This is a genomic window from Oryzihumus leptocrescens, from assembly GCF_006716205.1.
GTDB lineage: Bacteria > Actinomycetota > Actinomycetes > Actinomycetales > Dermatophilaceae > Oryzihumus > Oryzihumus leptocrescens.
Genome location: NZ_VFOQ01000001.1, coordinates 2,875,813 through 2,900,093, shown reverse-complemented (window position 1 = coordinate 2,900,093; position 24,281 = coordinate 2,875,813). Strand labels below are relative to the sequence as shown.

25 protein-coding genes are annotated in these 24,281 nt (G+C 71.4%); 24 read left to right on the top strand and 1 reads right to left on the bottom strand.

The features are described 5' to 3' along the window. Window positions 1–3: 3 nt before the first annotated feature. From FB474_RS13600 to FB474_RS13500, 21 genes are all read left to right on the top strand, one after another. Window positions 4–2,079: an ATP-binding protein gene (locus tag FB474_RS13600; protein ID WP_141789141.1), complete on the top strand. Its 2,076-nt coding sequence runs from the start codon at window positions 4–6 to the stop codon at window positions 2,077–2,079. 135 nt (window positions 2,080–2,214) lie between these two features. After that, window positions 2,215–2,430 (top strand): 50S ribosomal protein L31, encoded by a 216-nt coding sequence (rpmE, locus tag FB474_RS13595; RefSeq protein ID WP_141789140.1) that lies wholly within the window; start codon window positions 2,215–2,217, stop codon window positions 2,428–2,430. A gap of 89 nt (window positions 2,431–2,519) precedes the next feature. Beyond that, complete coding sequence (gene prfA, locus FB474_RS13590; protein ID WP_141789139.1) at window positions 2,520–3,608, top strand: peptide chain release factor 1; 1,089 nt, start codon at window positions 2,520–2,522, stop codon at window positions 3,606–3,608. Continuing rightward, complete coding sequence (prmC, locus tag FB474_RS13585; RefSeq protein WP_141789138.1) at window positions 3,605–4,468, top strand: peptide chain release factor N(5)-glutamine methyltransferase; 864 nt, start codon at window positions 3,605–3,607, stop codon at window positions 4,466–4,468. Before prfA ends, prmC begins: the two co-directional genes overlap by 4 nt. Then, complete coding sequence (locus tag FB474_RS13580) at window positions 4,465–5,121, top strand: L-threonylcarbamoyladenylate synthase (protein ID WP_141789137.1); 657 nt, start codon at window positions 4,465–4,467, stop codon at window positions 5,119–5,121. The genes prmC and FB474_RS13580 overlap by 4 nt, the downstream gene beginning before the upstream one ends. 165 nt (window positions 5,122–5,286) lie before the next feature. Then, window positions 5,287–6,894: a flavin monoamine oxidase family protein gene (locus FB474_RS13575; protein WP_141789136.1), complete on the top strand. Its 1,608-nt coding sequence runs from the start codon at window positions 5,287–5,289 to the stop codon at window positions 6,892–6,894. A 41-nt stretch (window positions 6,895–6,935) separates the two neighbouring features. Next, window positions 6,936–7,760 carry a DUF72 domain-containing protein gene (locus tag FB474_RS13570; RefSeq protein ID WP_141789135.1) on the top strand — a complete coding sequence of 275 codons (825 nt, stop codon included), beginning with the start codon at window positions 6,936–6,938 and terminating at the stop codon, window positions 7,758–7,760. 106 nt (window positions 7,761–7,866) lie between these two features. Next, complete coding sequence (locus FB474_RS13565; RefSeq protein ID WP_141789134.1) at window positions 7,867–9,150, top strand: serine hydroxymethyltransferase; 1,284 nt, start codon at window positions 7,867–7,869, stop codon at window positions 9,148–9,150. 33 nt (window positions 9,151–9,183) lie between these two features. After that, window positions 9,184–10,287 carry a glycosyltransferase family 4 protein gene (locus FB474_RS13560; RefSeq protein WP_141789133.1) on the top strand — a complete coding sequence of 368 codons (1,104 nt, stop codon included), beginning with the start codon at window positions 9,184–9,186 and terminating at the stop codon, window positions 10,285–10,287. Between the two features lie 115 nt (window positions 10,288–10,402). Continuing rightward, window positions 10,403–10,852: a hypothetical protein gene (locus FB474_RS13555; protein WP_141789132.1), complete on the top strand. Its 450-nt coding sequence runs from the start codon at window positions 10,403–10,405 to the stop codon at window positions 10,850–10,852. A 23-nt stretch (window positions 10,853–10,875) separates the two neighbouring features. Next, the gene (locus tag FB474_RS13550; RefSeq protein WP_141789131.1) at window positions 10,876–11,127 is read left to right on the top strand and encodes an AtpZ/AtpI family protein; all 252 of its coding nucleotides are present in this window, start codon (window positions 10,876–10,878) and stop codon (window positions 11,125–11,127) included. A gap of 109 nt (window positions 11,128–11,236) precedes the next feature. Next, window positions 11,237–12,043, top strand: coding sequence for a F0F1 ATP synthase subunit A (gene atpB, locus FB474_RS13545; protein ID WP_141789130.1), 807 nt, complete (start codon window positions 11,237–11,239; stop codon window positions 12,041–12,043). A 110-nt stretch (window positions 12,044–12,153) separates the two neighbouring features. Further along, window positions 12,154–12,363 carry an ATP synthase F0 subunit C gene (atpE, locus tag FB474_RS13540; RefSeq protein ID WP_141789129.1) on the top strand — a complete coding sequence of 70 codons (210 nt, stop codon included), beginning with the start codon at window positions 12,154–12,156 and terminating at the stop codon, window positions 12,361–12,363. Window positions 12,364–12,425: 62 nt separating this feature from the next. Further along, a complete protein-coding gene (locus FB474_RS13535; RefSeq protein ID WP_141789128.1) occupies window positions 12,426–13,034 on the top strand; it encodes a F0F1 ATP synthase subunit B in 609 nt (202 codons plus the stop codon). Beyond that, window positions 13,034–13,846, top strand: coding sequence for a F0F1 ATP synthase subunit delta (locus tag FB474_RS13530; protein WP_141789127.1), 813 nt, complete (start codon window positions 13,034–13,036; stop codon window positions 13,844–13,846). The genes FB474_RS13535 and FB474_RS13530 overlap by 1 nt, the downstream gene beginning before the upstream one ends. A 97-nt stretch (window positions 13,847–13,943) precedes the next feature. Next, window positions 13,944–15,584, top strand: coding sequence for a F0F1 ATP synthase subunit alpha (gene atpA, locus FB474_RS13525; protein ID WP_141789126.1), 1,641 nt, complete (start codon window positions 13,944–13,946; stop codon window positions 15,582–15,584). 103 nt (window positions 15,585–15,687) lie between these two features. After that, a complete protein-coding gene (locus tag FB474_RS13520) occupies window positions 15,688–16,587 on the top strand; it encodes a F0F1 ATP synthase subunit gamma (protein WP_141789125.1) in 900 nt (299 codons plus the stop codon). Window positions 16,588–16,602: 15 nt separating this feature from the next. After that, window positions 16,603–18,060 carry a F0F1 ATP synthase subunit beta gene (atpD, locus tag FB474_RS13515; RefSeq protein ID WP_141789124.1) on the top strand — a complete coding sequence of 486 codons (1,458 nt, stop codon included), beginning with the start codon at window positions 16,603–16,605 and terminating at the stop codon, window positions 18,058–18,060. 133 nt (window positions 18,061–18,193) lie between these two features. Continuing rightward, on the top strand, window positions 18,194–18,823 hold the full coding sequence (locus FB474_RS13510; RefSeq protein WP_221632533.1) for a hypothetical protein: 630 nt from the start codon (window positions 18,194–18,196) through the stop codon (window positions 18,821–18,823). A 67-nt stretch (window positions 18,824–18,890) separates the two neighbouring features. Further along, window positions 18,891–19,163, top strand: a complete 273-nt coding sequence (locus FB474_RS13505; protein ID WP_141789123.1) for a F0F1 ATP synthase subunit epsilon — start codon at window positions 18,891–18,893, stop codon at window positions 19,161–19,163. Window positions 19,164–19,171: 8 nt separating this feature from the next. Then, window positions 19,172–19,609, top strand: coding sequence for a DUF2550 domain-containing protein (locus FB474_RS13500; RefSeq protein ID WP_141789122.1), 438 nt, complete (start codon window positions 19,172–19,174; stop codon window positions 19,607–19,609). An 83-nt stretch (window positions 19,610–19,692) separates the two neighbouring features. Here the strand turns inward: FB474_RS13500 and FB474_RS13495 are convergent, their stop codons facing one another. Beyond that, entirely contained in the window at window positions 19,693–20,316 is a 624-nt protein-coding gene (locus FB474_RS13495; protein ID WP_141789121.1) for a cob(I)yrinic acid a,c-diamide adenosyltransferase, read from the bottom strand. 35 nt (window positions 20,317–20,351) lie between these two features. Between FB474_RS13495 and murA the strand changes: the two genes are divergently transcribed. The 3 genes from murA (at window position 20,352) to FB474_RS13480 (ending at window position 24,261) form a co-directional block, all read left to right on the top strand. Then, window positions 20,352–21,632, top strand: a complete 1,281-nt coding sequence (gene murA, locus FB474_RS13490) for a UDP-N-acetylglucosamine 1-carboxyvinyltransferase (RefSeq protein ID WP_141789991.1) — start codon at window positions 20,352–20,354, stop codon at window positions 21,630–21,632. A 167-nt stretch (window positions 21,633–21,799) separates the two neighbouring features. Further along, on the top strand, window positions 21,800–22,168 hold the full coding sequence (locus FB474_RS13485) for an STAS domain-containing protein (protein WP_141789120.1): 369 nt from the start codon (window positions 21,800–21,802) through the stop codon (window positions 22,166–22,168). A 41-nt stretch (window positions 22,169–22,209) separates the two neighbouring features. Further along, complete coding sequence (locus tag FB474_RS13480; protein WP_141789119.1) at window positions 22,210–24,261, top strand: protein meaA; 2,052 nt, start codon at window positions 22,210–22,212, stop codon at window positions 24,259–24,261. Window positions 24,262–24,281 lie beyond the last annotated feature (20 nt).

Genomic DNA, 24,281 nt, shown 5'->3' with positions numbered 1-24,281 from the left:
CCGGTGGCCCAGCGCCTGCGGATGCTGGTGGCCATCCTGTGCGGGCTGATGCTCGTCATCGCCGGGGTGGCCTTCGCCGGCCTGCAGCAGGAGAACGGCTACGTCGACCGGCTCACCCTGTCCATCGGGCCGGCCCTGACCTCCAACGCCGACGCGCTCCAGGCGATGACCGACGCCGAGAGCGGCCTGCGGGGCTACGCCTCGAGCCGCGACCTGCGGTTCCTCGAGCCGTACTGGGGCGCCCACGAGCGGGCGGTGGGCGACATCGCCACGGTGCGCCGATCGCTGCTGCTCGACCGGGCCAGCGGCGACAGCGAGCGTGACCTGCTCGCCATGGTCGACGAGGAAGCGGCCGCCCTCGAGGCGTGGTGGGCCTACGCCGACCAGGCGCGGCTGCGCGCCCAGCAGGGCCAGGACATCGACCTGCCCCACGGCAAGGACCTCTTCGACGCCTTCCGGGTGCCCAACGGGCAGATCAGCGACCTCGTCTCCAGCGAGTCCCTCGTCCTGCGTACCAGCGCCCGCGAGCAGCTGGCCCGCAACACGGCCGTGCTCGCCCTGATCACCGCCCTCGCGCTGGCCATTGGCCTGCTCCTGGGCAACCGGGTGTCCCGTTCGGTGACGCGCCCCCTGCGCAACCTGCGCAGCGTCGTCCGGCGCCAGCGCGCCGGCGACCACGAGGCGCGGGCGCGGGAGGACCAGGGCGCCATGGAGGTGCGCGAGCTGGCGGCCGACTTCAACGCCCTCATCGCCCAGAACGTCAGCCTGAGCCTGGCCCAGGCCGAGGCGCTGCTCATGCACGAGCTCACCCGCGAGGCCGCCCGCATCGTGCGGGCGGCGCCGTCCGCGGACGAGGCCATCGAGGCCACCTGCGCCGCCCTCGGCAAGGGCCTGGCCGTCGACCGGGTGCTCTTCCACATCATCGACAGCGACCGGGTCGTCCGGCACGGGCGCCAGTGGCACCGCCCGGGCCTGGCCGACCTGCCGGACCTGTCCGAGGAGCTGCTGCGCCACGAGGTGGAGCTGGCGCAGGAGATGTGGGGTTCGGCCACCTCCTCGGCGCTGGCGGACTTCCTCGACCCCAGGGTCCAGGAGGCCGAGCGGGCGCAGATGTTCGCCCGCGCCACCGGTGCCCGCGCGGTCATCCTGGCCCCGGTCGGCCTGGGCGAGCGGGTGCTCGGCGTGATCGCCCTGATGATGCTCGACGGCCCGCGCCACTGGTCCGCGCCCGAGGTCAACGCCGTCCAGCAGTCGGCCACCTTCGTGGCCCGCTCGATCGTCCAGGGTGAGTACGACGCCCACCAGGCCGAGCACGTCGAGCGCCTCGAGCGCCTCGACCAGCAGAAGACCGACTTCATGGCGACGGTCAGCCACGAGCTGCGCACCCCGCTGACCTCGATCGCCGGCTACCTCGAGCTGCTGCGCGACGGGGACGTGGGCGACCTGTCCCCGCAGCAGGCCTCGATGCTCGACATCATCGAGCGCAACACCGTCCGCCTGCGTGGCCTCATCGAGGACCTGCTGGTGCTCAACCGGATCGAGTCGACCGGCCTGCGCGCCGTGGTGCGCCCGGTCGGTGTCGGCGACCTCATCGGGCACGTGGGCGACTCCCTGGCCCCGATGGCCGACGCCGCGGGAGTCGCCCTGCGGATCGAGCCGGTGCCGCAGGAGGCGGTCATCTCCGCGGACAGCGCCCAGGTCGAGCGCGCGCTGGTCAACGTGGTCTCCAACGCGGTGAAGTTCACCCGCTCCGGCGGCGCCGTCAGCGTGTCCGTCGAGCTGCCCGATGCCGGCGAGGACTCCGACGACGTCTCCGAGGACGCGACCCGCGTGGTGCGGATCCGCTGCCGCGACACCGGGATCGGCATCCCCGCGGCCGACCTCGAACGCCTCTTCGTCCGCTTCTTCCGGGCCAGCAACGCCACGTCCCAGGCGATCCCGGGCACGGGCCTCGGCCTGGCCATCGTCAAGACCATCGTCGAGGGGCACGAGGGCACGCTGACGCTGAGCTCCACCGAGGGCGAGGGCACCGAGGTCGTCATCGAGCTGCCGCTGGCGAGGCTGCCCGAGCCGGTCTGAGCGCGGGAATGTCCCCGGCCCGGCGGGCGTTTTCGGCATACGTGCCTGATCTGGCACACTGATGTGTTGGCTACCGGTTCACGCCTGCCCACCCGAGGGCAGCGACCCGGTGCGCCCCCAACTCGAGGAGACACGTTGAAGAAGGACCTGCACCCCACCTACGTCGAGACCACGGTGACCTGCACCTGTGGCGCGACGTTCCAGACCCGCAGCACTGCCACCAACGGCCAGATCCACGCCGACGTGTGCTCGCAGTGCCACCCGTTCTACACGGGCAAGCAGAAGCTGCTCGACACCGGTGGTCGTGTGGCCCGCTTCGAGGCCCGCTACGGCAAGAAGGCCGCCAAGTAGCTCTCCCGCACGCCGGCCCCCCGACCTCCCGAGGTCGGGGGGCCGGCGTCGCTTTTTCCCCCGCCACACCCACCCTGGAGTAGCCACCGATGCTGGAGTCCGCCGCCGCGCTCGTGCAGGAGCACGCCGACCTCGAGCGGCAGCTCGCCGACCCCTCGGTGCACACCGACCAGGACCTGGTCCGCAAGCTCAACAAGCGGTATGCCGCGCTGGCGCCGACCGTGGCCGCCTACCACGCGTGGCACGCGGCCCGCGACGACGTGGCCGCCGCCCGCGAGCTGGCGGCCGAGGACGAGGCCTTCCGCGCCGAGCTGCCCTCGCTGGAGGAGGTCGAGCGGGCCGCCGAGGACAAGCTGCGCCGGCTGCTCATCCCGCGCGACCCCGACGACGACCGCGACGTCATCCTCGAGGTGAAGGCCGGCGAGGGTGGCGAGGAGTCCGCGCTGTTCGCCGGCGACCTGGTCCGGATGTACCTGCGCTACGCCGAGCGTCGCGGCTGGAAGACCGAGGTCATCGACGCCACCGAGTCCGACCTCGGTGGCTACAAGGACATCCGCGTCGCGGTGAAGGCCAAGGGCACCCCCGAGCCGGGCGACGCGCCGTGGGCCCGGCTGAAGTACGAAGGTGGTGTCCACCGGGTGCAGCGCGTGCCGGTCACCGAGTCGCAGGGCCGCATCCACACCTCCGCCGCCGGCGTCCTCGTGATGCCCGAGGCCGACGAGGTCGAGGTGACCATCGACCCCAACGACCTCAAGATCGACGTCTACCGCTCCTCGGGCCCGGGCGGGCAGAGCGTCAACACGACCGACTCGGCCGTGCGGATCACCCACCTGCCGACGGGGGTGGTCGTGTCCTGCCAGAACGAGAAGTCCCAGCTGCAGAACAAGGAGTCGGCGATGCGCGTGCTGCGCGCCCGGCTGCACCAGCTCGCCCAGGACGCCGCCGACGAGGCCGCGTCCGCGGCGCGCAGGTCCCAGATCCGCACGGTGGACCGCTCCGAGCGCATCCGGACCTACAACTTCCCCGAGAACCGCATCTCCGACCACCGCACCGGCTACAAGGCCTACAACCTGGACTCCGTCCTCGACGGTGACCTGGACCCGATGGTCCAGTCGGCCGTCGACGCCGACGAGGCTGCGCGGATGGCCGCCGTCGCCGAGGGCCCGGCCGGCACGTGAGCGGGGACCTGCGCGCTGCGGTCCGCGAGGCGTCCCGCCGGCTGGCCGCGGCGGGGGTCGGGAGTGCCGACGTCGACGCCGTCGCGCTCGCGGCGCACGCCCTGGCGAGCACCCCGGCCGAGGTGCAGCGGCTCATGGTCCTCGGCGCCCCGGAGCCCGAGGGGCTCGACGAGCTGGTCGAGGAGCGGGCCCGGCGGGTGCCGCTGCAGCACCTGACCGGGCGGGCCGGGTTCCGCCGCCTGGAGCTGTCCGTCGGACCCGGGGTCTTCGTGCCCCGGCCCGAGACGGAGGTGGTCGCCGGGCTGGCGATCCGGGCGTGCGAGGGGTTCGACGCCCCCGTCGTCGTGGACCTGTGCACCGGGTCGGGGGCGATCGCGCTCAGCGTCAAGGACGAGGTCCCGGCGGCACGCGTCCACGCGGTCGAGCTGTCGGGGCTGGCCGTGGCCTGGGCCTCCCGCAACCGCGACGACCTCGGCCTGGACGTCGACCTGCGCGAGGGCGATGCGACCAGCGCGTTCCCCGAGCTCGAGGAGGCGGTCGACGTGGTGGTGAGCAACCCGCCGTACATCCCCGTCGGTGCGGTGCCGCTCGACCCGGAGGTGCGCGACCACGACCCCGAGCTCGCGCTCTACGGCGGCAGCGACGACGGCCTGGCCATCCCGCTCGCCGTGGCCGCCCGGGCGGCCACGCTGCTGCGTGACGGGGGGGTGCTGGTGATGGAACACGCCGACGTGCAGGGCGAGAGCCTGCCGGCGGCGCTGCGGGCCACCGGCTGCTGGGCCGACGTGCACGACGAGCACGACCTGACCGGGCGGCCCCGTGCGACGGTGGCCGTGCGCGCCCCTAGGCTCGCCCCATGAGTCCCGTCTACGACTGCACGACCGAGGAGGGCCGGGCCACGGGCGTCGCGGAGGCCGCCGAGGCGGTCCGCCGTGGTGAGGTCGTCGTGCTGCCCACCGACACCGTCTACGGCGTGGGCGCCGACGCCTTCTCGCCCGACGCCGTGGCCGCGGTGCTGGCCGCCAAGGGCCGCGGGCGCGAGATGCCGCCGCCCGTCCTCGTGCCCAACCTGCGCACCCTCGACGGCCTGGCCACCTCGGTGCCGGCCTACGCCCGCGACCTGGTCAAGGCGTTCTGGCCCGGCCCGCTCACGGTCGTCCTGCTGGCCCAGTCCTCGCTCATGTGGGACCTGGGCGACACCAACGGCACCGTGGCGCTGCGCATGCCCGAGGACGACGTCGCCCTCGCCCTGCTCGACGCGGTGGGGCCGATGGCGGTCACCAGCGCCAACATCACCGGCCGGCCGTCGGCCACCTCGGTCACCGACGCGGCCGCCCAGCTCGGCGCGGCGGTCAGCGTCTACCTCGACGGCGGACCCACCTCGGGCAACGTCCCCTCGACCATCGTCGACTGCACCGGCGAGGTGCCGGTGGTGCTGCGCGAGGGCGGGGTCAGTGCCGACCAGCTGCGCGAGGTGCTCGGCGAGACGGAGCTGCGCGTCCAGCCGTCGTGACGTCGGACCGCCCCAAGGGCGTACGTCCCGTGACTTCGGCGACAGGGCGGCCCAGACTTCTCTGGTCTGCCGGGTGGGAGCGCCGCCGTCCGAGCCCCGGATGCCTCCTCCGGCAGCGGTGGCGGCCGAGCAGGACAGCTCGCCGTCACGACAAAGGAGTGGCAGATGAGCGCGCAGGTGTCCAGGCGGGCCGTCCTCGAGGCGGTGGGGGCGACCGGTGGCGCAGGCATCCTGTTCGAGGCCATGGGGCTGCTGGGCCTGGCCCCGACCGAGGCCACCTCGCGAGTGGCCTACCGCCCGCCGGCATCAGCGGACTTCAGCCTCAGCGGACGTCGGAGGGCGAGGGTGGTGGTCCTCGGGGCGGGGATCGCCGGGCTCGCCGCGGCATACGAGCTGGGCAAGGCCGGGTACGACTGCCGGGTCCTGGAGGCCAAGGACCGTCCCGGCGGGCGCAACTGGACGGTGCGGGGCGGCACGACCGAGCGTGACCTGGACGGGCGCACCCAGACGTCCGCGTTCGCCGCGGGGCAGTACCTCAACGCCGGCCCCGCCCGCATCGCCCAGTGGATGGTCACGCTGGACTACTGCCGCGAGCTCGGCGTGGCGATCGAGCCGATGGCCAACCAGAACGCCGACGAGGTCATCTACCACCAGAAGGGGCCGCTGTCGGGTCATCCGATCGCCTACCGGACCGCCAAGGCCGACGTCTACGGCTACATCTCGGAGCTGCTCGCCAAGGCCACCGACAGGGGATCGCTCGACGGGGAGCTGACCGCCACGGACAAGGAGAAGCTGCTCGAGTTCCTGCGGGACTTCGGTGACATCGGGGGCCGGGAGCACGGCTGGCGCTACACCGGGAGCAGTCGGCGGGGCTACCGGGTCAACCCCGGTGCCGGGAGCCAGCGCGGCGTCGTCCTGACGCCACCCCCGTCGCTGCACGACGTCCTGGGCAGTGACGTGGGTCTGGACTTCTCCTTCGAGCTCGAGTACCGGCAGGCGATGATGATGTTCCAGCCGGTCGGCGGCATGGACCGGATCGTCGATGCGCTGACCCGACGGGTCGGTCGCCACCGGGTGCGGTTCGGTTGTCAGGTGCTCTCGGTGACCGACCGTCCGGATGGCGTCGAGGTCCTCTTCCGCGACGGTGAGGGGGGCACCCGACACGAGACCGGGGACTTCTGTGTGGCGGCGATGCCACCGCACCTGCTCGCACGGCTGCGCCACAACCTGGGCGGCGAGGTGCAGCGAGCCCTCGGGCTGCCCCGCCCTCTCTCTGTCGGGAAGCTCGGGCTGGAGTACGGGCGGCGCTGGTGGGAGGAGGACGAACACATCTTCGGCGGCATCACGACGACCGACATGGACGTCCGCCAGATCTGGCATCCCTCCCACGGGTTCCTCGGCGACAGGGGCGTGGTGCTCGGCTACTACAACCGTGACGCCGACTCCCTGCTCTACGACTCACTGGACCCGGCCGCGCGCGTGCGCAGGGCCGTCGCGGCCGGCGTGAGGATCTACGGCGAGAAGTACCGCGACGAGCTCGTCTCGTCCTTCTCCGTCGCCTGGCGCCGCACCCCGTTCATCGAGGGCGGGTGGATCTCCTGGCCCAACGGCACCGAGCGCGAGTACGCCCTGCTGAACAAGCCTGCCGGTCGGGTGTACTTCGCCGGTGACTGGCTCTCCCACCTGGTGTCGTGGCAGGCCGGAGCGTTCCTGTCGGCCCGGGCGGCCGTGATGGGCATCCACGAACGGGCCATGGCCTCCCAGGTGTCGTGACGACGGAGGGTGTCGACGGCCACGACAGCTAGCCTGCGGTCATGGGGCAGGTCCGGGTCGGGATCTCGGGGTGGCGCTACCCGGCGTGGCGCGGCACCTTCTACCCACCCGGGCTGCCCCAGCGCGAGGAGCTGGCCTGGGCCGCGTCCCGGCTCACCTCGATCGAGGTCAACGGCTCCTTCTACTCCCTGCAGCGTCCCTCCAGCTACGCGGCCTGGCGTGAGGAGACCCCCGAGGACTTTCTCTTCGCGGTCAAGGGCGGCCGGTTCATCACCCACCTCAAGAAGCTCGCCGGGGTGGAGACCGCGCTGGCCAACTTCTTCGCCTCAGGGGTCCTGGCCCTCGGGCCCAAGCTCGGCCCCGTGCTGTGGCAGCTTCCGCCGACGCTGGGCTACGACCCCGACCGGCTGGCCGCGTTCTTCGACCAGCTGCCGCGCACCCAGGACGAGGCGGCGGTCCTGGCCCGCGGCCACGACGACAAGCTCGCCGACGACCGGGTCCTGGCTGCTCCGCTGCCCGGGTGCGGCCCCCGCCGGATCCGCCACGCCCTCGAGGTCCGGCACCACAGCTTCACCCACCCCGACGTGCCGGGGCTGCTGCGCCGCCACGACGTCGCGCTCGTGGTCGCCGACACCGCCGGGAGGTGGCCGGTGCTCGAGCACGTGACCTCGGACCTGGTCTACGTCCGCCTGCACGGCGACCTGGAGCTCTACACCAGCGGCTACACCCCTGAGGCGCTGGAACGGTGGGCCGTGAAGGTGCGCGGCTGGGCCGCCGCAGGGGCCGACGTCGTCGTCTACTTCGACAACGACGCCAAGGTCCGCGCCCCGGTGGACGCGCAGGCCCTGATCGCGCTGCTGTCCTGAGCCGGGAGCCGGTGCGGACACCGCCGTCGGGCGTGCAGCGGGACGCAATAGAGTGGCCGCGAGCAGACTGCCCTCGCCCACTCCCAGCTTGCGACGGAGAGCCCGCATGACCGCTGACCAGACCTTCTACGGCCCCGACTTCGGGGCGCTGCAGGCGCAGGACCCCGAGATCGCGGGCGTGCTGCTGTCCGAGCTCGACCGGGTCCGCAGCGGCCTGCAGCTCATCGCCAGCGAGAACCTCACCAGCCCGGCGGTGCTCGCCGCGCTCGGCTCGACGCTGTCGAACAAGTACGCCGAGGGCTACCCCGGCCGGCGCTACTACGGCGGCTGCTCCGAGGTCGACAAGGCCGAGAGCATCGGCATCGAGCGCGCCAAGCGGCTCTTCGGCGCCGACCACGCCAACCTGCAGCCGCACTCGGGCGCCAGCGCCAACCAGGCCGTCTACGGCGCGTTCTGCCAGCCGGGCGACACCATCCTGGCCATGTCCCTGCCGCACGGCGGGCACCTGACCCACGGCACCAAGGTCTCCTTCAGCGGCAAGTGGTTCAACGCCGTGCACTACGGCGTCAACAAGGACACCGAGGACATCGACTACGACCAGGTGCGCGACCTGGCCCGCGAGCACAAGCCCAAGGTCATCGTGGCCGGCGGCTCGGCCATCCCGCGCCTGATCGACTTCCAGTTCTTCCGCGAGGTGGCCGACGAGGTCGGCGCGATCTTCTGGGTCGACGCCGCGCACTTCATCGGCCTCGTCGCCGGCCAGGCCATCCCCAGCCCGGTGCCCTACGCGGACGTGGTCACCTTCACCACGCACAAGGTGCTGCGCGGCCCGCGCGGCGGTGCCCTGGTCTGCAAGGAGGAGCACGCCGCCAAGCTCGACAAGGCCGTGTTCCCGATGATGCAGGGCGGCCCGCTGATGCACGCCATCGCGGCCAAGGCGGTCAACCTCGGCGAGTGCCTGCGCCCGGAGTACCAGACCTACGCCCGGCAGGTCATCGCCAACGCCCAGCAGCTCGCGGCCTCGCTGGGGGAGAAGGGCATCCGCCCGATCACCGGCGGCACCGACACCCACCTGTCGCTGCACGACCTCCAGGGCGTCGGCGTCACCGGCAAGGACGCCGAGGCGCGCTCCGACGCGGCCGGCATCGTCCTCAACAAGAACGCCATCCCGTTCGACCCGCAGCCGCCGAACACCGCCTCGGGCATCCGGGTCGGCACCCCGTCGGTCACCACCCAGGGCATGGGCACGGAGCAGATGAAGGTCATCGCCGACCTCATCCACCGCGCCGTCACCCAGACCGACGGTGACCCCGACCACCCGGTCGCCAAGGACGTGCGCGCGGAGGTGGGCGACCTCGTGAGCCGCTTCCCGGCATACCCTCGCGGGTAGAGCACACACCTCCACAGCGAACGAGGCAGCTGAGTGCGGGAGTACCTCCTGGTCTTCGTCGTGGCCGCGGCCATGACGTATGTCGCGACCCCCTTCGTGCGCTGGGTCGCGGTCGCGACGGGGGCCTTCACGCCCGTCCGCGACCGCGACGTGCACGCCACGCCGATCCCGCGGCTCGGGGGAGTGGGCATCCTCATCGGCTTCGGCTCGGCCTGGCTGGTGGCCAGCCAGCTGCCGTACCTCTCGCAGGTGTTCCCGACCGGGGAGCCGATGGGGATCCTCGCCGGGGCGGTGATCGTCTGTGCCGTCGGCGCCCTGGACGACATGCGCGAGCTGGACTGGATCACCAAGCTGGCCGGGCAGATGCTCGCCGCGGGGATCATGGCCTTCAAGGGCGTGCAGCTGCTTCAGCTGCCGCTGTTCGGGGTCACGATCCTGCCGACGCCGGTCCTGGTCGGGCTGACGATCGTCATCGTCATCATCTCGATCAACGCCGTGAACTTCATCGACGGCCTCGACGGGCTGGCCGCGGGCGTGGTCGGCATCGCGGCGCTGGCGTTCTTCGTCTACTCCTACCTGCTCTCGCGCAGCTACGACCCGCCGAACGTGTTCTCCTCGGCCACGTTCGTCACGGCCGCGCTGGTCGGCTGCTGCGCCGGCTTCCTGCCGCACAACTTCCACCCGGCGCGGCTGTTCATGGGCGACTCGGGGGCGCTGCTGCTCGGCCTGCTGCTCGCGGCGGCGACCATCTCCATGACCGGCAACGTCGACCCGTCCTCGGTCAGCAAGGACGAGGTGACCGCCGCGTTCCTGCCGATCCTGCTGCCCCTGGCGATCCTGTCGCTGCCGTTGCTGGACGTGCTCCTGGCGGTGGTCCGGCGGACCCGGGCCGGGCTGCGGCCGTGGCATCCGGACGCCCAGCACCTGCACCACCGGATGCTCAAGATCGGGCACGGCCACCGCCGCGCGGTGCTCCTGCTCTACCTGTGGGCGGCCGTCGTCTCCCTCGGCGCGGTGTCCTTCGCCTTCCCCGGGGTGGACATCTGGGTGTCCCTGTCCGTGATCCTCGCGGCCTCCCTGCTTGCGGTGATCCTCACAGTGGGGCTCCCCAGGTGGAGGCCTCACACGCGCTTGTGATACCTTTCACAAGCACCTCAAAGGAACCTGTGAGCCCCGTCGAACAGGTCCCCACCGAGGCTGCACCGCCCGTCGCGAGACGCCGTCCAGACGCCCACGACCAGCAAGGCCAGACATGACCGAGCACCCAGCCCCGGCACCTGCGGCACCCTTCGCCGCCATGCTGCGCGGCGCGTTGGTGCCGTCCCTCGTCGCCGCCCCGATCGTGGTCATCGCCCTCTGGGTCGCCCGGGGGAGCCGGGGTGGGCTCGCCGCCCTGCTCGCCGTCGTGGTGACCATCGCCTTCTTCGCCGGAGGCCTGGCGGTCATGAAGCGGGTGACCAACGCCAACCCGCTGTCGCTGCTCACCGGAGCCCTCGCCGTCTACCTCGGCCAGGTCCTGTTCCTCGGCATTGTCATCATCAGCCTCTCCAGCGCGAGCTGGCTGGACGGCACGGCCTTCGGCATCGCCGCCCTGGCCGTCACCCTCGTCTGGCAGGTCGGCCAGGTCGTCGCCTTCGTGCGGATGCGCAAGAACGTGTACGACGTCCCGGCCTCCCCGGGTGCGCCGGAAGCGGGGGAGTGACATGGTGAACCGAGGAGCAGTCCATGAGCGACGATCACCCGACCTCACCCGGTCCGAGCGGGCCGCCGGACCCCGATGCGGGGCACCCTCGGCTGGAGGAGTCCGCCGCGTGGAGCGCCGTCTCGTACCTCATCTCCGGGCCGGTTCTGTTCGGCGGGATCGGGTGGCTGCTGGACCACTGGCTGGGCACGGCGTTCCTGGTCGTCGTGGGGCTTCTGGTGGGGATGGCCACGTCGCTGTACCTCGTGTGGTTCAGGTACGGTACGTCGAAGTGACTTCCGTGGCGCGCACGAGCGCGCGCTGCGTGATGACCGGTGCTGTCGCAGCGGTCCCCCGGGGCGCCTCCGCCCCCTTGATTGGTTCGTCGCAATTCGAGGAGACCCTGTGAGCCTGAACGTGCTGGCCACGCTGAGCGGCCTGCCGGCCGAAGGCAGTGGATTCCAGTCGCCGACCCCGGCCGAGTTCTACCAGCCGCTGATCGGTGACGGCCCGTTCGCCATCACCCGCGCCGCGGTGGTCATTCTCCTGTCCGTCGCGCTCATCGGGTGGGTCCTCGTGGCCACCACGCGCCGCGCGGCCATCGTCCCGTCGCGAGCCCAGTGGATGACCGAGGGCGTCTACAACCTGGTCCGCAACACCGTCGCCCGCGACATCATCGGCAGCAAGGACTTCCTGCGCTTCGTGCCGATGCTGTTCTCGATGTTCGTGCTCATCCTGGTCAACAACCTCTTCGGCGTCATCCCGCCGGTGCAGTTCCCGACCATGAGCCGGATCGGCTTCCCGATCGCCCTGACGCTCGTCGTCTACGTGACCTACCACTACCTCGGCTTCCGCAAGCACGGCTTCGTCGGCTACTTCAAGTCGATGGTCCCGGACGGCCTGCCCAAGGGCATCCTCCCGCTGGTCGTCCCGCTGGAGCTGCTGACCTACTTCGTCACCCGGCCGCTGACCCTGGCGCTGCGACTGTTCGGCAACATGTTCGCCGGCCACATGCTGCTCCTGCTGTTCATCACCGGCGGCGAGTACATGCTCCTGCACGGCTCCTTCGGCCTGAAGATCGTCTCGGTCGGCTCCTTCGGCATGGCCTTCGTCATGACCATCTTCGAGGCCCTGATCGAGTTCCTGCAGGCGCTGATCTTCACCCTGCTCGCCGCGACCTACATCGCCGGCGCCCTGGCTGACGAGCACTGACCGTCGCCACCCACAGCTGCGTGACCCACAACTGAACACCTGACACACCACACAGACTTCCGGGCGGTGACGTGCCGCGCGGGACACCAAGAACGAAAGAGGAAGACATCGTGACCGGTAACATCGCGATCCTGGGCTACGGCCTCTCCGCCATCGGCCCCGGCGTCGGCATCGGCCTGATCTTCGCCGCCTACATCAACGGCGTCGCCCGTCAGCCCGAGGCTCGCGGCATGCTGCAGTCCATCGCCATCCTGGGCTTCGCCCTCGCCGAGGCGCTGGCCATCTTCGGTCTGGTTCTCGCGTTCGTCTTCAAGGCCTGAGACGCGACTCACCAGAGTCACCACAGCAGAAACCTTTGGCAACAAGGCACTAGGAGAACCCCGTGCAGCTTTTCGCCAGCGCTGGCCACGTTGCGGCTCTGGCGACCGCCAATGAGGCCACCCAGCTCCCCGTCCTGCCCCACTGGGGCGAGCTGATCTTCGGTCTCATCGCGATCGCCATCCTGTACGTCATCGTGCAGAAGAAGGTGGTGCCCAACCTCGAGAAGGCCTACGCCGACCGCACCGCCGCCATCGAGGGCGGCATGCACAAGGCGGAGGAGGCCCAGCTGGAGGCGCAGGCGGCGCTCGAGCAGTACAAGGCTCAGCTCGCCGAGGCCCGCGCCGAGGCTGCCCGCATCCGCGAGGAGGCGCGCGAGCAGGGCGCCGCGATCGTCGCGGAGATGCGCACCCAGGCCCAGACCGAGGCCGCGCGCATCACCGAGGCTGCGCACAAGCAGATCGAGGCCGAGCGCCAGCAGGCGTTCATCTCGCTGCGCAGCGAGGTCGGCCGGATCTCGACCGACCTGGCCAGCCGCATCGTCGGCGAGTCGCTGGAGGACGAGGTCCGTCAGAAGGGCACCGTCGACCGGTTCCTCGCCGAGCTCGAGTCCGGCTCGATCCGTCCCGAGGCCGTCTCCGCCGGCTCCGGCGAGCACGGGCAGGGCCTCTGATGCGTGGCTCCTCGCGCGCTGCGTTCATCGCCGGTCACGACGCGCTCTCCGCGGCGCTCGGGACCGGGGCCGACTGGTCGGCCCTGGCCGAGGACCTGTTCGGCATCACGGCTGCGCTGGACTCCAGTGCCTCGCTCCGTCGGGCGCTGGCCGACCCCTCGCGTGAGGCCTCGGCCAAGCGCGAGCTGGTCGGCCGGCTCTTCGGCGGCAAGGTCGGCGACGCCGCCCTCTCGGTGCTCTCCGAGCTGGTGGCCCAGCGCTGGTCCGAGGAGCGTGACCTGACCGACGCCCTCGAGCTCCTGGCCGTCGAGACCGTCACCGCCTCCGCCGAGGCCGGTGGCCGGCTCGACGCGCTCGAGGACGAGCTGTTCCGGTTCGCCCGGGTCGTGGCCGGCACCGCCGAGCTGCGCGACGCGGTCGCCGACCGCAACGCCAACCGCGAGGCGCAGGCCGACCTCTTGGGCCGGCTCCTGCAGGGCAAGGCGTCCGCCGAGTCCGTCCGCCTGGCCCGCCAGGCGGTGCTGGCCCCGCGCGGTCGCCGGTTCGACCGCACCATCGAGCTCTACCTCCAGGTCGCGGCCAAGCGTCGTGAGCAGCTCACCGCCACGGCCACCTCGGCCGTCGCGCTCGACGACGCCCAGCGTCGTCGCCTGGCCGAGGCGCTGACCGGCATCTACGGCCGGCCGGTCCAGGTCAACGTCGTCGTCGACCCCGAGGTCATCGGCGGCATCCGCGTACAGATCGGCGACGAGGTCGTCGACGGCACGATGCTGCGTCGTCTGGAAGCCGCGCGCCGGCTCCTGGCCGGCTGAGCGGCACACCTCGCCGGCAGCGCACGGCACCACCAGCACAACTTCACGCTTGTCAACACCGGTCCGGCAAGGACCGCACCAGAGGAGAGAGACACTGATGGCGGAGCTCACGATCCGTCCGGAGGAGATCCGGGACGCACTGGACAGCTTTGTCCAGTCCTACGAGCCCGGCGCGGCCTCCCGCGAAGAGGTCGGCCGCGTCACCGACGCCGGTGACGGTATCGCTCACGTCGAGGGCCTGCCCTCGGCGATGACCAACGAGCTGCTGCAGTTCGAGGACGGCACGCTCGGCATCGCGCTGAACCTCGACGTGCACGAGATCGGTGTCGTCATCCTCGGTGACTTCTCCGGTATCGAGGAGGGCCAGGAGGTCAAGCGCACCGGCGAGGTCCTCTCGGTCCCCGTCGGCGACGACTTCCTCGGCCGCGTCGTCAACCCGCTCGGCCAGCCGATCGACGGCCTCGGCGAGATCAAGGGCGAGGCCCGTCGCGCCCTGGAGCTCCAGGCCCCGACCGTGGTCCAGCGCAAGTCGGTCCACGAGCCGCTGCAGACCGGCCTCAAGGCCGTCGACGCCATGACCCCGATCGGCCGTGGCCAGCGCCAGCTGATCATCGGTGACCGCCAGACCGGCAAGACCGCGGTGGCGATCGACACGATCATCAACCAGAAGCAGAACTGGGAGTCGGGCGACCCGAGCCAGCAGGTCCGCTGCATCTACGTCGCCATCGGCCAGAAGGGCTCCACGATCGCTGCCGTTCGCGGCACGCTCGAGGAGGCCGGCGCGCTGGAGTACACCACCATCGTCGCGGCCCCGGCCTCCGACGCGGCGGGCTTCAAGTACCTCGCGCCCTACACCGGCTCGGCCATCGGCCAGCACTGGATGTACCAGGGCAAGCACGTCCTCATCGTCTTCGACGACCTGTCCAAGCAGGCCGAGGCCTACCGCGCCGTGTCGCTGCTGCTGCGCCGCCCGCCGGGCCGCGAGGCCTACCCGGGTGACGTGTTCTACCTGCACAGCCGCCTGCTCGAGCGTTGCGCCAAGCTCTCCGACGACCTCGGTGCGGGCTCGATGACCGGTCTGCCGATCATCGAGACCAAGGCGGGTGACGTGTCGGCCTACATCCCGACCAACGTCATCTCCATCACCGACGGCCAGATCTACCTCCAGGCCGACCTGTTCAACTCCAACGTCCGCCCGGCGATCGACGTGGGTGTCTCCGTCTCCCGTGTCGGTGGTTCCGCGCAGATCAAGGCGATGAAGGAGGTCTCCGGTCGTCTGAAGCTGGACCTCGCGCAGTTCCGCGCCATGGAGGCGTTCGCGATGTTCGCCTCCGACCTCGACCCGGCCTCGCGCGCCCAGCTCGCCAAGGGCGCCCGCCTCGTCGAGCTGCTCAAGCAGAAGCAGTCGGCGCCGTTCCCGGTCGAGGAGCAGGTCGTCTCCATCTGGGCCGGCACCACGGGCCAGCTCGACGACGTGGCCGTCACGGACGTGTCCCGCTTCGAGACCGAGTTCCTCGACTACCTGCGTCGCGAGAAGTCGGGCCTGCTCTCGGCCATCCGCGAGTCCAAGAAGTTCGAGGACGAGACCCGCTCGGGCCTCGAGGACGCCGTCAAGGCGTTCAAGGACCAGTTCCAGGCCACCGGCGCCGACGAGGTCCCGCTGGGCCACGAGCCGGAGGCCGGCGAGATCGGCGCTGACGAGGTCGAGCAGGAGCAGATCGTCAAGCAGAAGCACTGAGGTCGACCGCCGGGGACGCACCGCGTCCCCGGCGGCCACCTCGCCCGGCGAGCGATCGCCATACCGGAACTTCAGCAGCGAAACTTAGGAGAGGCGGAAAGCTATGGGAGCGCAGATGCGGGTCTACCGCCAGCGCATCCGGTCCGTCCAGGCGACCAAGAAGATCACGCGCGCGATGGAGCTCATCGCGGCATCACGCGTGGTCAAGGCCCAGCAGCGGGTCAAGGAATCCAGCCCGTACGCGCGGGCGCTCACCCGGGCGGTCTCGGCCGTCGCGACGTACTCCAACGTCGACCACCCGCTCACCACGGAGCACCCGACGGTGCGCCGCGCGGGTGTCGTGATCATCACCAGCGACCGCGGCCTGGCCGGCGCCTACTCCTCCTCCGTGCTGAAGGAGAGCGAGCGGCTCGCCGAGAAGCTGCGGAACGAGGGCAAGGAGGTCGTGCCTTACCTGGTCGGTCGCAAGGCCTCGGGCTTCTACAAGTTCCGTCGCCGCGAGTACGCCGCCGAGTGGAGCGGCTTCTCCGACAGCCCGACCTTCGAGGCGGCCCGCGAGATCGGTGAGCGCATCGTCGCCGACTTCGTCCTCGGCCACGAGGAGGGCGGCCTGGACGAGGTCCACGTCGTGTTCACCCGCTTCGTCAACATGGTGACGCAGGAGCCCGAGGTCATCCGCCTCCTGCCGCTCGAGGTCGTCGAGGGCGAGGAGCCCCCGGCGCCGGACGACGTGCTCCCGCTCTACGAGTTCGAGCCGTCGGCCGAGCAGGTGCTCGACGCCCTGCTGCCGAAGTACGTCACCGCGCGCCTCTTCAACTGCCTGCTGCAGTCCGCGGCCTCCGAGCTCGCGGCGCGCCAGCGCGCGATGAAGTCCGCGACGGACAACGCGGAGGAGCTCATCCGCAAGTACACCCGGCTGGCCAACCAGGCCCGCCAGGCCGAGATCACCCAAGAGATCAGCGAGATCGTGGGCGGCGCCAGCGCCCTCGCGGACGCCAAGTAAGAAGGAAACCAGGAAATGACTGCGACTGTTACCGAAGGCACGGCCGGCTCCGTGGCCGGCGGCGTCGGCCGGATCTCCCGCATCATCGGCCCCGTCGTCGACGTGGAGTTCCCCGTTGGCGAGATGCCCGAGCAGTACAACCTGCTCACCACCACGGTGGAGCTCTCGGGCGAGAAGAAGAACATCAACCTCGAGGTCGCCCAGCACATCGGCGACAACATGGTCCGCGCCATCTCGCTGCAGCCGACCGACGGCCTCGTCCGCGGCTCCGCGGTGCAGGACACCGGCGGCCCGATCACCGTCCCCGTGGGCGACGTGACGCTGGGCAAGGTCTTCAACACCACCGGTGAGTGCCTCAACCTCGAGCCCGGCCAGACGCTGGAGGTCAAGGACCGCTGGGGCATCCACCGCCCGGCGCCGGCCTTCGACCAGCTCGAGTCCAAGACGCAGATGTTCGAGACCGGCATCAAGGTCATCGACCTGCTCACCCCCTACGTGCAGGGTGGCAAGATCGGTCTGTTCGGTGGTGCCGGTGTCGGCAAGACCGTTCTGATCCAGGAGATGATCGCCCGTGTCGCCCGCGACCACGGTGGTGTCTCCGTGTTCGCCGGTGTCGGTGAGCGCACCCGTGAGGGCAACGACCTCATGGTCGAGATGGAGGAGGCCGGCGTCCTCGGCCAGACCGCCCTCGTCTTCGGCCAGATGGACGAGCCGCCGGGCACGCGTCTGCGGGTCGCCCTGTCCGCCCTGACGATGGCGGAGTACTTCCGCGACGTGCAGAAGCAGGACGTGCTGCTCTTCATCGACAACATCTTCCGCTTCACCCAGGCCGGTTCCGAGGTCTCCACCCTCCTCGGCCGTATGCCGTCCGCCGTGGGCTACCAGCCCACCCTCGCCGACGAGATGGGTGTGCTCCAGGAGCGCATCACCTCCACGCGTGGTCACTCGATCACCTCGATGCAGGCGATCTACGTGCCGGCTGACGACTACACCGACCCGGCCCCGGCCACGACGTTCGCCCACCTCGACGCGACCACCGAGCTCAGCCGTGAGATCGCCTCGCTCGGTATCTACCCCGCGGTGGACCCGCTGACGTCGACCTCCCGGATCCTCGACCGTCGCTACATCTCCGAGGAGCACTACAACACCGCGATCCGCGTGAAGCAGATCCTGCAGCGCAACAAGGAGCTGCAGGACATCATCGCGATCCTCGGTATCGACGAGCTCTCCGAAGAGGACAAGATCCTCGTCAACCGCGCCCGTCGCATCCAGCGCTTCCTGTCGCAGAACACCTACGTTGCCAAGCAGTTCACCGGCATCGAGGGCTCGACGGTTCCGCTGGTCGACACCATCGAGGCGTTCACCAAGATCGCCGACGGTGACTACGACCACGTCGCCGAGCAGGCGTTCTTCATGTGCGGTGGCCTCGACGACGTCGAGCGCCAGTGGGCCGACATCCAGAAGAACCTCTGACCTCACCTCGAGGCTTGAGCGAAGGGCCGGCATCCCAGGGGGATGCCGGCCCTTCGGCATGTCCGGGGGTGCGTCTGTCCGGGCGGTCGGGAATGACCGCGCCGCAGGGCGATTCGGCCATTGGGGTGCCCCCATGCCGGAGACCCCGCAGCAGTTCCACGCCCGCGCCCTGGCCGCCACCGACGGGCAGCGGCGGCTGACCTTCGGCGAGATCCCCTACTGGGAGGTCTTCCCGTTCGAGGCCGAGGGGCTGCGCGTCAAGCCGCTGGAGGACCTGACCCTCCCCGAGCCACCTCGCCACGGCGAGGGCGGGGTCGACTGCTCCGCCTGCGCGCACGCCGCCGACCCCGCCGCGGACGAGGTATGGCGCAACGAGCGGTGGCGGGTCGTCCTCCAGGGCCCGGGCGGGTCGCCCCTCATGCTCAGGGCGCAGCCGCTGGCCCACCACGACCTGGCCGAGCTGCCCGACGACCTGGCGGCGGAGATGGGGGTGCTGCTCGTCCACCTCACCCGCGCCATGGAGGCGCTGCCCCAGGTGGGGCGCGTGCACGTGGCCAGGTGGGGCGACGGGGGAGCGCACCTGCACCTGTTCGTCTACGCCCGGCCCAAGGGGATGATGCAGCTGCGGGGCACGATGATGGCGGTCTGGGACGACTTCCTGCCGCCCGTCCCGGTGGAGGTCCGCGACGCGGACGCGCGCACCGTCATACGGTCCCTGACGCTTTCCCTCGGTGGGCGGGCGCTCGGCGTCGCGGCGGGCTGAGGCCGCGTTCGGGGAGGCCTGGCGCGCCAGTTAGACTGCGCGGACACGATCGTGAGCGGAGGACCCCGTGAGTCAGTTGAAGGTGGAGCTCGTTGCCGCGGACCGCAAGGTCTGGGAGGGCGAGGCCCGTCAGGTCAGTGCGCGCACCGTTGACGGTGAGCTGGGCATCCTGCCCGGGCACACCCCGCTGCTGGGCGTGCTGGTGACCGGCGAGGTCCGCATCGAGTCCACCTCCGGGGACAAGCACGTCGCCACCGTGGACGGGGGTTTCCTCTCGGTCGACCACGACCACGTCACCATCGTCGCCGAGGCGGTCGACGCCTCCGGGATCTCTGCCTGAGCGGGTCCGTGAGCGGCTGGCTTGTCCCCAGCGAGCTGCTGGTTGCTGCCCTCATCGCCACCACCCTGGTGATCGTCGGGGCCACGTTCGCCCGGCGCCGCACCATCGCGCGCGGCGAGCCCCTCGTGGTCTGCGCCGTCCGGGACCCCGGGGCCGGCCGCTGGCGGGTCGGCCTGGCCCGCTACGGCGCGACCGGGCTGGACTGGTTCACCCTCGGCGGCCTGTCGCTGCGCCCCTCGCGGCACTGGCAGCGCACGCTGCTCGAGATCGGCCCGCCGCGCCGTCTCGCGCCGGAGGACCAGCTCGACGTGCTCCCCGACGCCGTGACGGTCGCGTGCCGCTGCGATGACCTCGCGTTCGACCTCGCGCTCTCGCCCGGCCCCTACACCGCGCTGCGGTCCTGGCTGGAGGCCTCGCCGCCGGGCTTCAACGTCAACGTGGCCTGAACGGGCAGCGCACCTCGCCGAGATCGACGAAACCCACACCAACGCCGTGTCGTGGTGTGGGTTTCGTCGATCTCAGGGGAGGGTCAGCGCGGGGCCGGGGGCTCCTCCCGGCCGCCACCGGGCTGCCACAGGACGTCGCCACCGGCGCCGAGGTTGGCCACCCGCGCGAGGATGAACAGCAGGTCCGAGAGCCGGTTGAGGTAGGTCGCGGTCAGCGGGTTCACCCCGCCGGGACGCTCGTCGTCGCCGGGCTGGTCGCCATACGCCTCCACTGCTGCCCACGTGGTGCGCTCGGCCCGTCGGGTCACGGTGCGGGCGACGTGCAGGTACGCCGAGGCGGGGGTGCCGCCGGGCAGGATGAACGAGCGCAGCTTCTCCAGCTCGTCGTTGTAGGTGTCGCAGTCGGCCTCGAGCTCCTCGACCCAGCGCTGCTGGACCCGCAGCGGCGGGTGCTGGTAGCTCGCGGCCAGCGGCGTGCACAGGTCGGCGCCGACGTCGAACAGGTCGTTCTGCACGCGCGTCAGCGTCGCCCGCACGTCCCCGCGGAGGTCGCCGCACGCCAGGGCGACGCCGATCGCGCTGTTGGCCTCGTCGGTGTCGGCGTACGCGGCGAGCCGCACGTCCGTCTTGCTCGTGCGGCTGAAGTCGCCGAGCGCCGTGGTGCCGGTGTCACCGGTCCGGGTGTAGATCCGCGTCAGGTTGACCATGGCCCGAATGGTCGCAGATAGGCTCCTGTCCCGTGATGGAGAGGTTCCGCGTCGTCGGTGGTGCGTCCCTGCACGGTGAGGTCACCGTGGTGGGCGCCAAGAACAGTGCGCTCAAGCTGATGGCGGCGGCCCTGCTGGCCAGCGGCCGCACCCGGCTGACCAACATGCCGGCGATCCTGGACGTGACGATCATGGCCGAGCTGCTGCGGCGCCTCGGCTGCGAGGTGGACTACGACGCCGACGCCGGGGTCGTCGAGATCGACGTCCCCCAGGTGATCGGGCACCGCGCCGACTACGACCTGGTCCGCGCGCTGCGCGCCTCGATCTCGGTGCTGGGCCCACTCGTCGCGCGGTGCGGCGAGGCCGACGTGGCGGTCCCCGGCGGTGACGCCATCGGCTCCCGCGGGCTGGACCTGCACGCGGCCGGCCTGGAGACCCTCGGCGCCACCGTCCACGTCACCCATGGCTACCTCATCGCCGAGGCCCCGAACGGCCTGCACGGTGGGGAGATCCGCCTCGACTTCCCCAGCGTGGGGGCGACAGAGAACGTCCTCATGGCCGCGGTCCTGGCCCGGGGGACCACCGTGCTGACCAACGCCGCCCGCGAGCCCGAGATCGTCGACATCGCCGCGATGCTCACGCAGATGGGCGCGCGGATCCGGGGCGCCGGCACCTCGGTCATCGAGATCGAGGGGGTCACCGAGCTCGCGCCGACACGGCACGCGGTGGTCCCCGACCGCATCGCGGCCGGGACGTGGGCGTTCGCCGCGGCCACCACCCGCGGCGACGTCGAGGTGGTCGGGGGAGTGGCCGACCACCTCGGTATCGCGCTCGAGCAGCTCAGCGGGGCCGGTGCCACCGTCAGCACGACCGACCGGGGCTTCCGGGTGTCCACCGGCGGGGCGCGGCTGAAGGCGTTCGACGTGGCCACGCTGCCCTACCCCGGCTTCCCGACCGACCTGCAGCCCTTCGCCCTGGCCTACAACGCGGTGGCCGACGGCAGCGCGATGATCACCGAGAACCTCTTCGAGGCGCGGTTCCGCACGGTGCAGGAGCTGGCGCGGCTCGGCGCCGAGGCCCGGGTCGACGGGCACCACGTGATGCTGCACGGCGTCGAGCAGCTCTCCGGCGCCCCGGTGGAGGCCAGCGACATCCGCGCCGGGGCCGCCCTGGTCATCGCCGGGCTCGTGGCCGAGGGGGTGACCACCGTCAGCGGTGCGCACCACATCGACCGCGGCTACGCGGGCTTCGCCGCTGCGATGCAGGGGCTGGGAGCCGACGTCACCCGCGAGCCGGACGACGCGCCATACCTCTGAGGCTTCTCCCAGCCCGGTGGCAGGGCGGGGTCAGTCGGCGCCGCTGGCGTCCCGACCCGGGCCGCCGCGAGACGTGACCCGATCGTGATGGCGTGGCGACAACCTTCATGCCCCGTGGTGCGTCAACTGTGACGAGGGGCGATCGTGCGGCGAACGGGGGGGCAGGCATGACGGCAGGTGTGGAGGCAGTGTCGTCCGCGACGCTGGAGGAGACCAGGCACGGGTGCGAGGTGGTCGTCTGCGGCCGCCTCGACGTGCACACCGTGGCCGACCTGCGCGCGCGCCTGCACGAGGTGCTCGACCAGGGCGAGGGCGACCTGCTGGTCCACCTCGCAGGGGCCGAGGTGGGCGACGCCACCGGGCTCGGGGTCATCGTCGGGGTCCACCACCGCGCCCGACAGCTCGGTCGCCGGCTGGTCCTCGTCGACGTCTCGCCGCGGCTGGACCGGCTGCTGCGCGCCTCCCGGCTCAACCGGGTCCTGGCCCGCGCCGACGGGGTGGGTGCCCCGGCCACTGTGGTGCCTCTCACCGCCTGAGTCCCTCCCGCCCGGCGGTTACCCGCGGGTACGTTCTGGCCATGGGAGAACGCAGCCGTCCGTGGGTCATGCGCACGTATGCCGGTCACTCCAGTGCCGCGGCGAGCAACGAGCTCTACCGCCGCAACCTGGCCAAGGGACAGACCGGGCTCTCGGTCGCGTTCGACCTGCCGACGCAGACGGGCTACGACCCCGACCACGCCCTCTCCCGCGGTGAGGTCGGCAAGGTCGGCGTCCCCGTCTCCCACATCGGCGACATGCGCGCGCTGTTCCAGGACATCCCGCTCGCGGAGATGAACACCTCGATGACCATCAACGCCACGGCGATGTGGCTGCTGGCGATGTACCAGGTGGTGGCCGAGGAGCAGGCGCAGGCAGCCGGGCAGGACGCCGCCGAGGCGGTGCGGGCCCTCGCCGGCACCACCCAGAACGACATCATCAAGGAGTACCTCTCGCGCGGGACCTACGTCTTCGCGCCGGCACCCTCGCTGCGGTTGATCACCGACATGGTGGCCTACACCGTCGCCGAGATCCCCAAGTGGAACCCCATCAACATCTGCAGCTACCACCTGCAGGAGGCCGGCGCGACGCCGGTGCAGGAGATCGCCTACGCGATGAGCACGGCGATCGCGGTCCTGGACGCCGTGCGCGACTCAGGGCAGGTGCCGCAGGAGCGCTTCGGTGAGGTCGTCGCCCGGATCTCGTTCTTCGTCAACGCCGGCGTGCGTTTCGTCGAGGAGATGTGCAAGATGCGCGCCTTCGTCGAGCTCTGGGACGAGCTGACCCGTGAGCGCTACGGCGTGCAGGACCCCAAGCACCGGCGGTTCCGCTACGGCGTCCAGGTCAACTCCCTCGGCCTGACCGAGGCCCAGCCGGAGAACAACGTCCAGCGGATCGTGCTCGAGATGCTCGCGGTCACGCTGTCCAAGGACGCGCGGGCCCGGGCGATCCAGCTGCCGGCGTGGAACGAGGCCCTCGGCCTGCCGCGGCCGTGGGACCAGCAGTGGTCGCTGCGGATGCAGCAGGTGCTCGCCTTCGAGTCCGACCTGCTGGAGTACGACGACCTGTTCACCGGCAGCCGCGTGGTCGAGGCCAAGGTGGCCGAGCTCGTAGCCGGTGCCAAGGCCGAGATCGACCGGGTGCAGGAGATGGGCGGGGCGGTCGCCGCGGTCGAGTCCGGCTACATGAAGTCGGCGCTGGTGGCCTCGCACGCCCGGCGGCGCCAGCGGATCGAGTCCGGCGAGGACATCGTGGTGGGCGTCAACCGGTTCACCACCACCGAGCCCAACCCGCTGACCGCCGACCTCGACACCGCGATCCAGACCGTCGACCACGCGGTCGAGGCCCGCGCTGCCGAGGCGGTGGCGGCCTGGCGCCGCGACCGGGACGCCGCCGACGGTGGACGCGCCGCCGTGGACGAGGCCCTGGAGCGGCTGCGCACCGACGCCCGCAGCGGCACCAACCTCATGGCTGCCTCGCTCGCGTGTGCCCGCGCCGGCGTGACCACGGGGGAGTGGGCCGGCGCGTTGCGCGAGGTCTTCGGTGAGTACCGCGCCCCCACGGGCGTGTCCGGCTCGGTCGGGGTGACCAGCGCCGACACCGCCGACTCCGGGCTCGCGCGGGTGCGCGAGCAGGTCCGTGCCACCGGCGAGGAGCTCGGCGGTCGGCTACGGCTGCTGGTCGGCAAGCCCGGCCTGGACGGCCACAGCAACGGTGCCGAGCAGGTGGCGGTGCGCGCCCGGGACGCCGGCTTCGAGGTGGTCTACCAGGGCATCCGCCTCACGCCCGAGCAGATCGTTGCGGCCGCGGTGGCCGAGGACGTGCACTGCGTCGGCCTGTCGGTGCTCTCCGGCTCGCACATGGAGCTCGTGCCGCAGGTGCTCGACGGGCTCAAGGCCGCCGGGGTGCACGACGTGCCGGTCATCGTCGGCGGGATCATCCCCGAGGGTGACGCGGCGCGCCTGCGCGCGCTGGGCGTCGCAGCGGTGTTCACCCCCAAGGACTTCGGCCTCACCGACATCATGGGCGAGATCGTCGCGACCATCCGCGCCGCGCGGGGTCTGCCTTCCCTCGCCCAGCCCGTCCCGGCCTGAGCGGACGCCCGCGGCACACC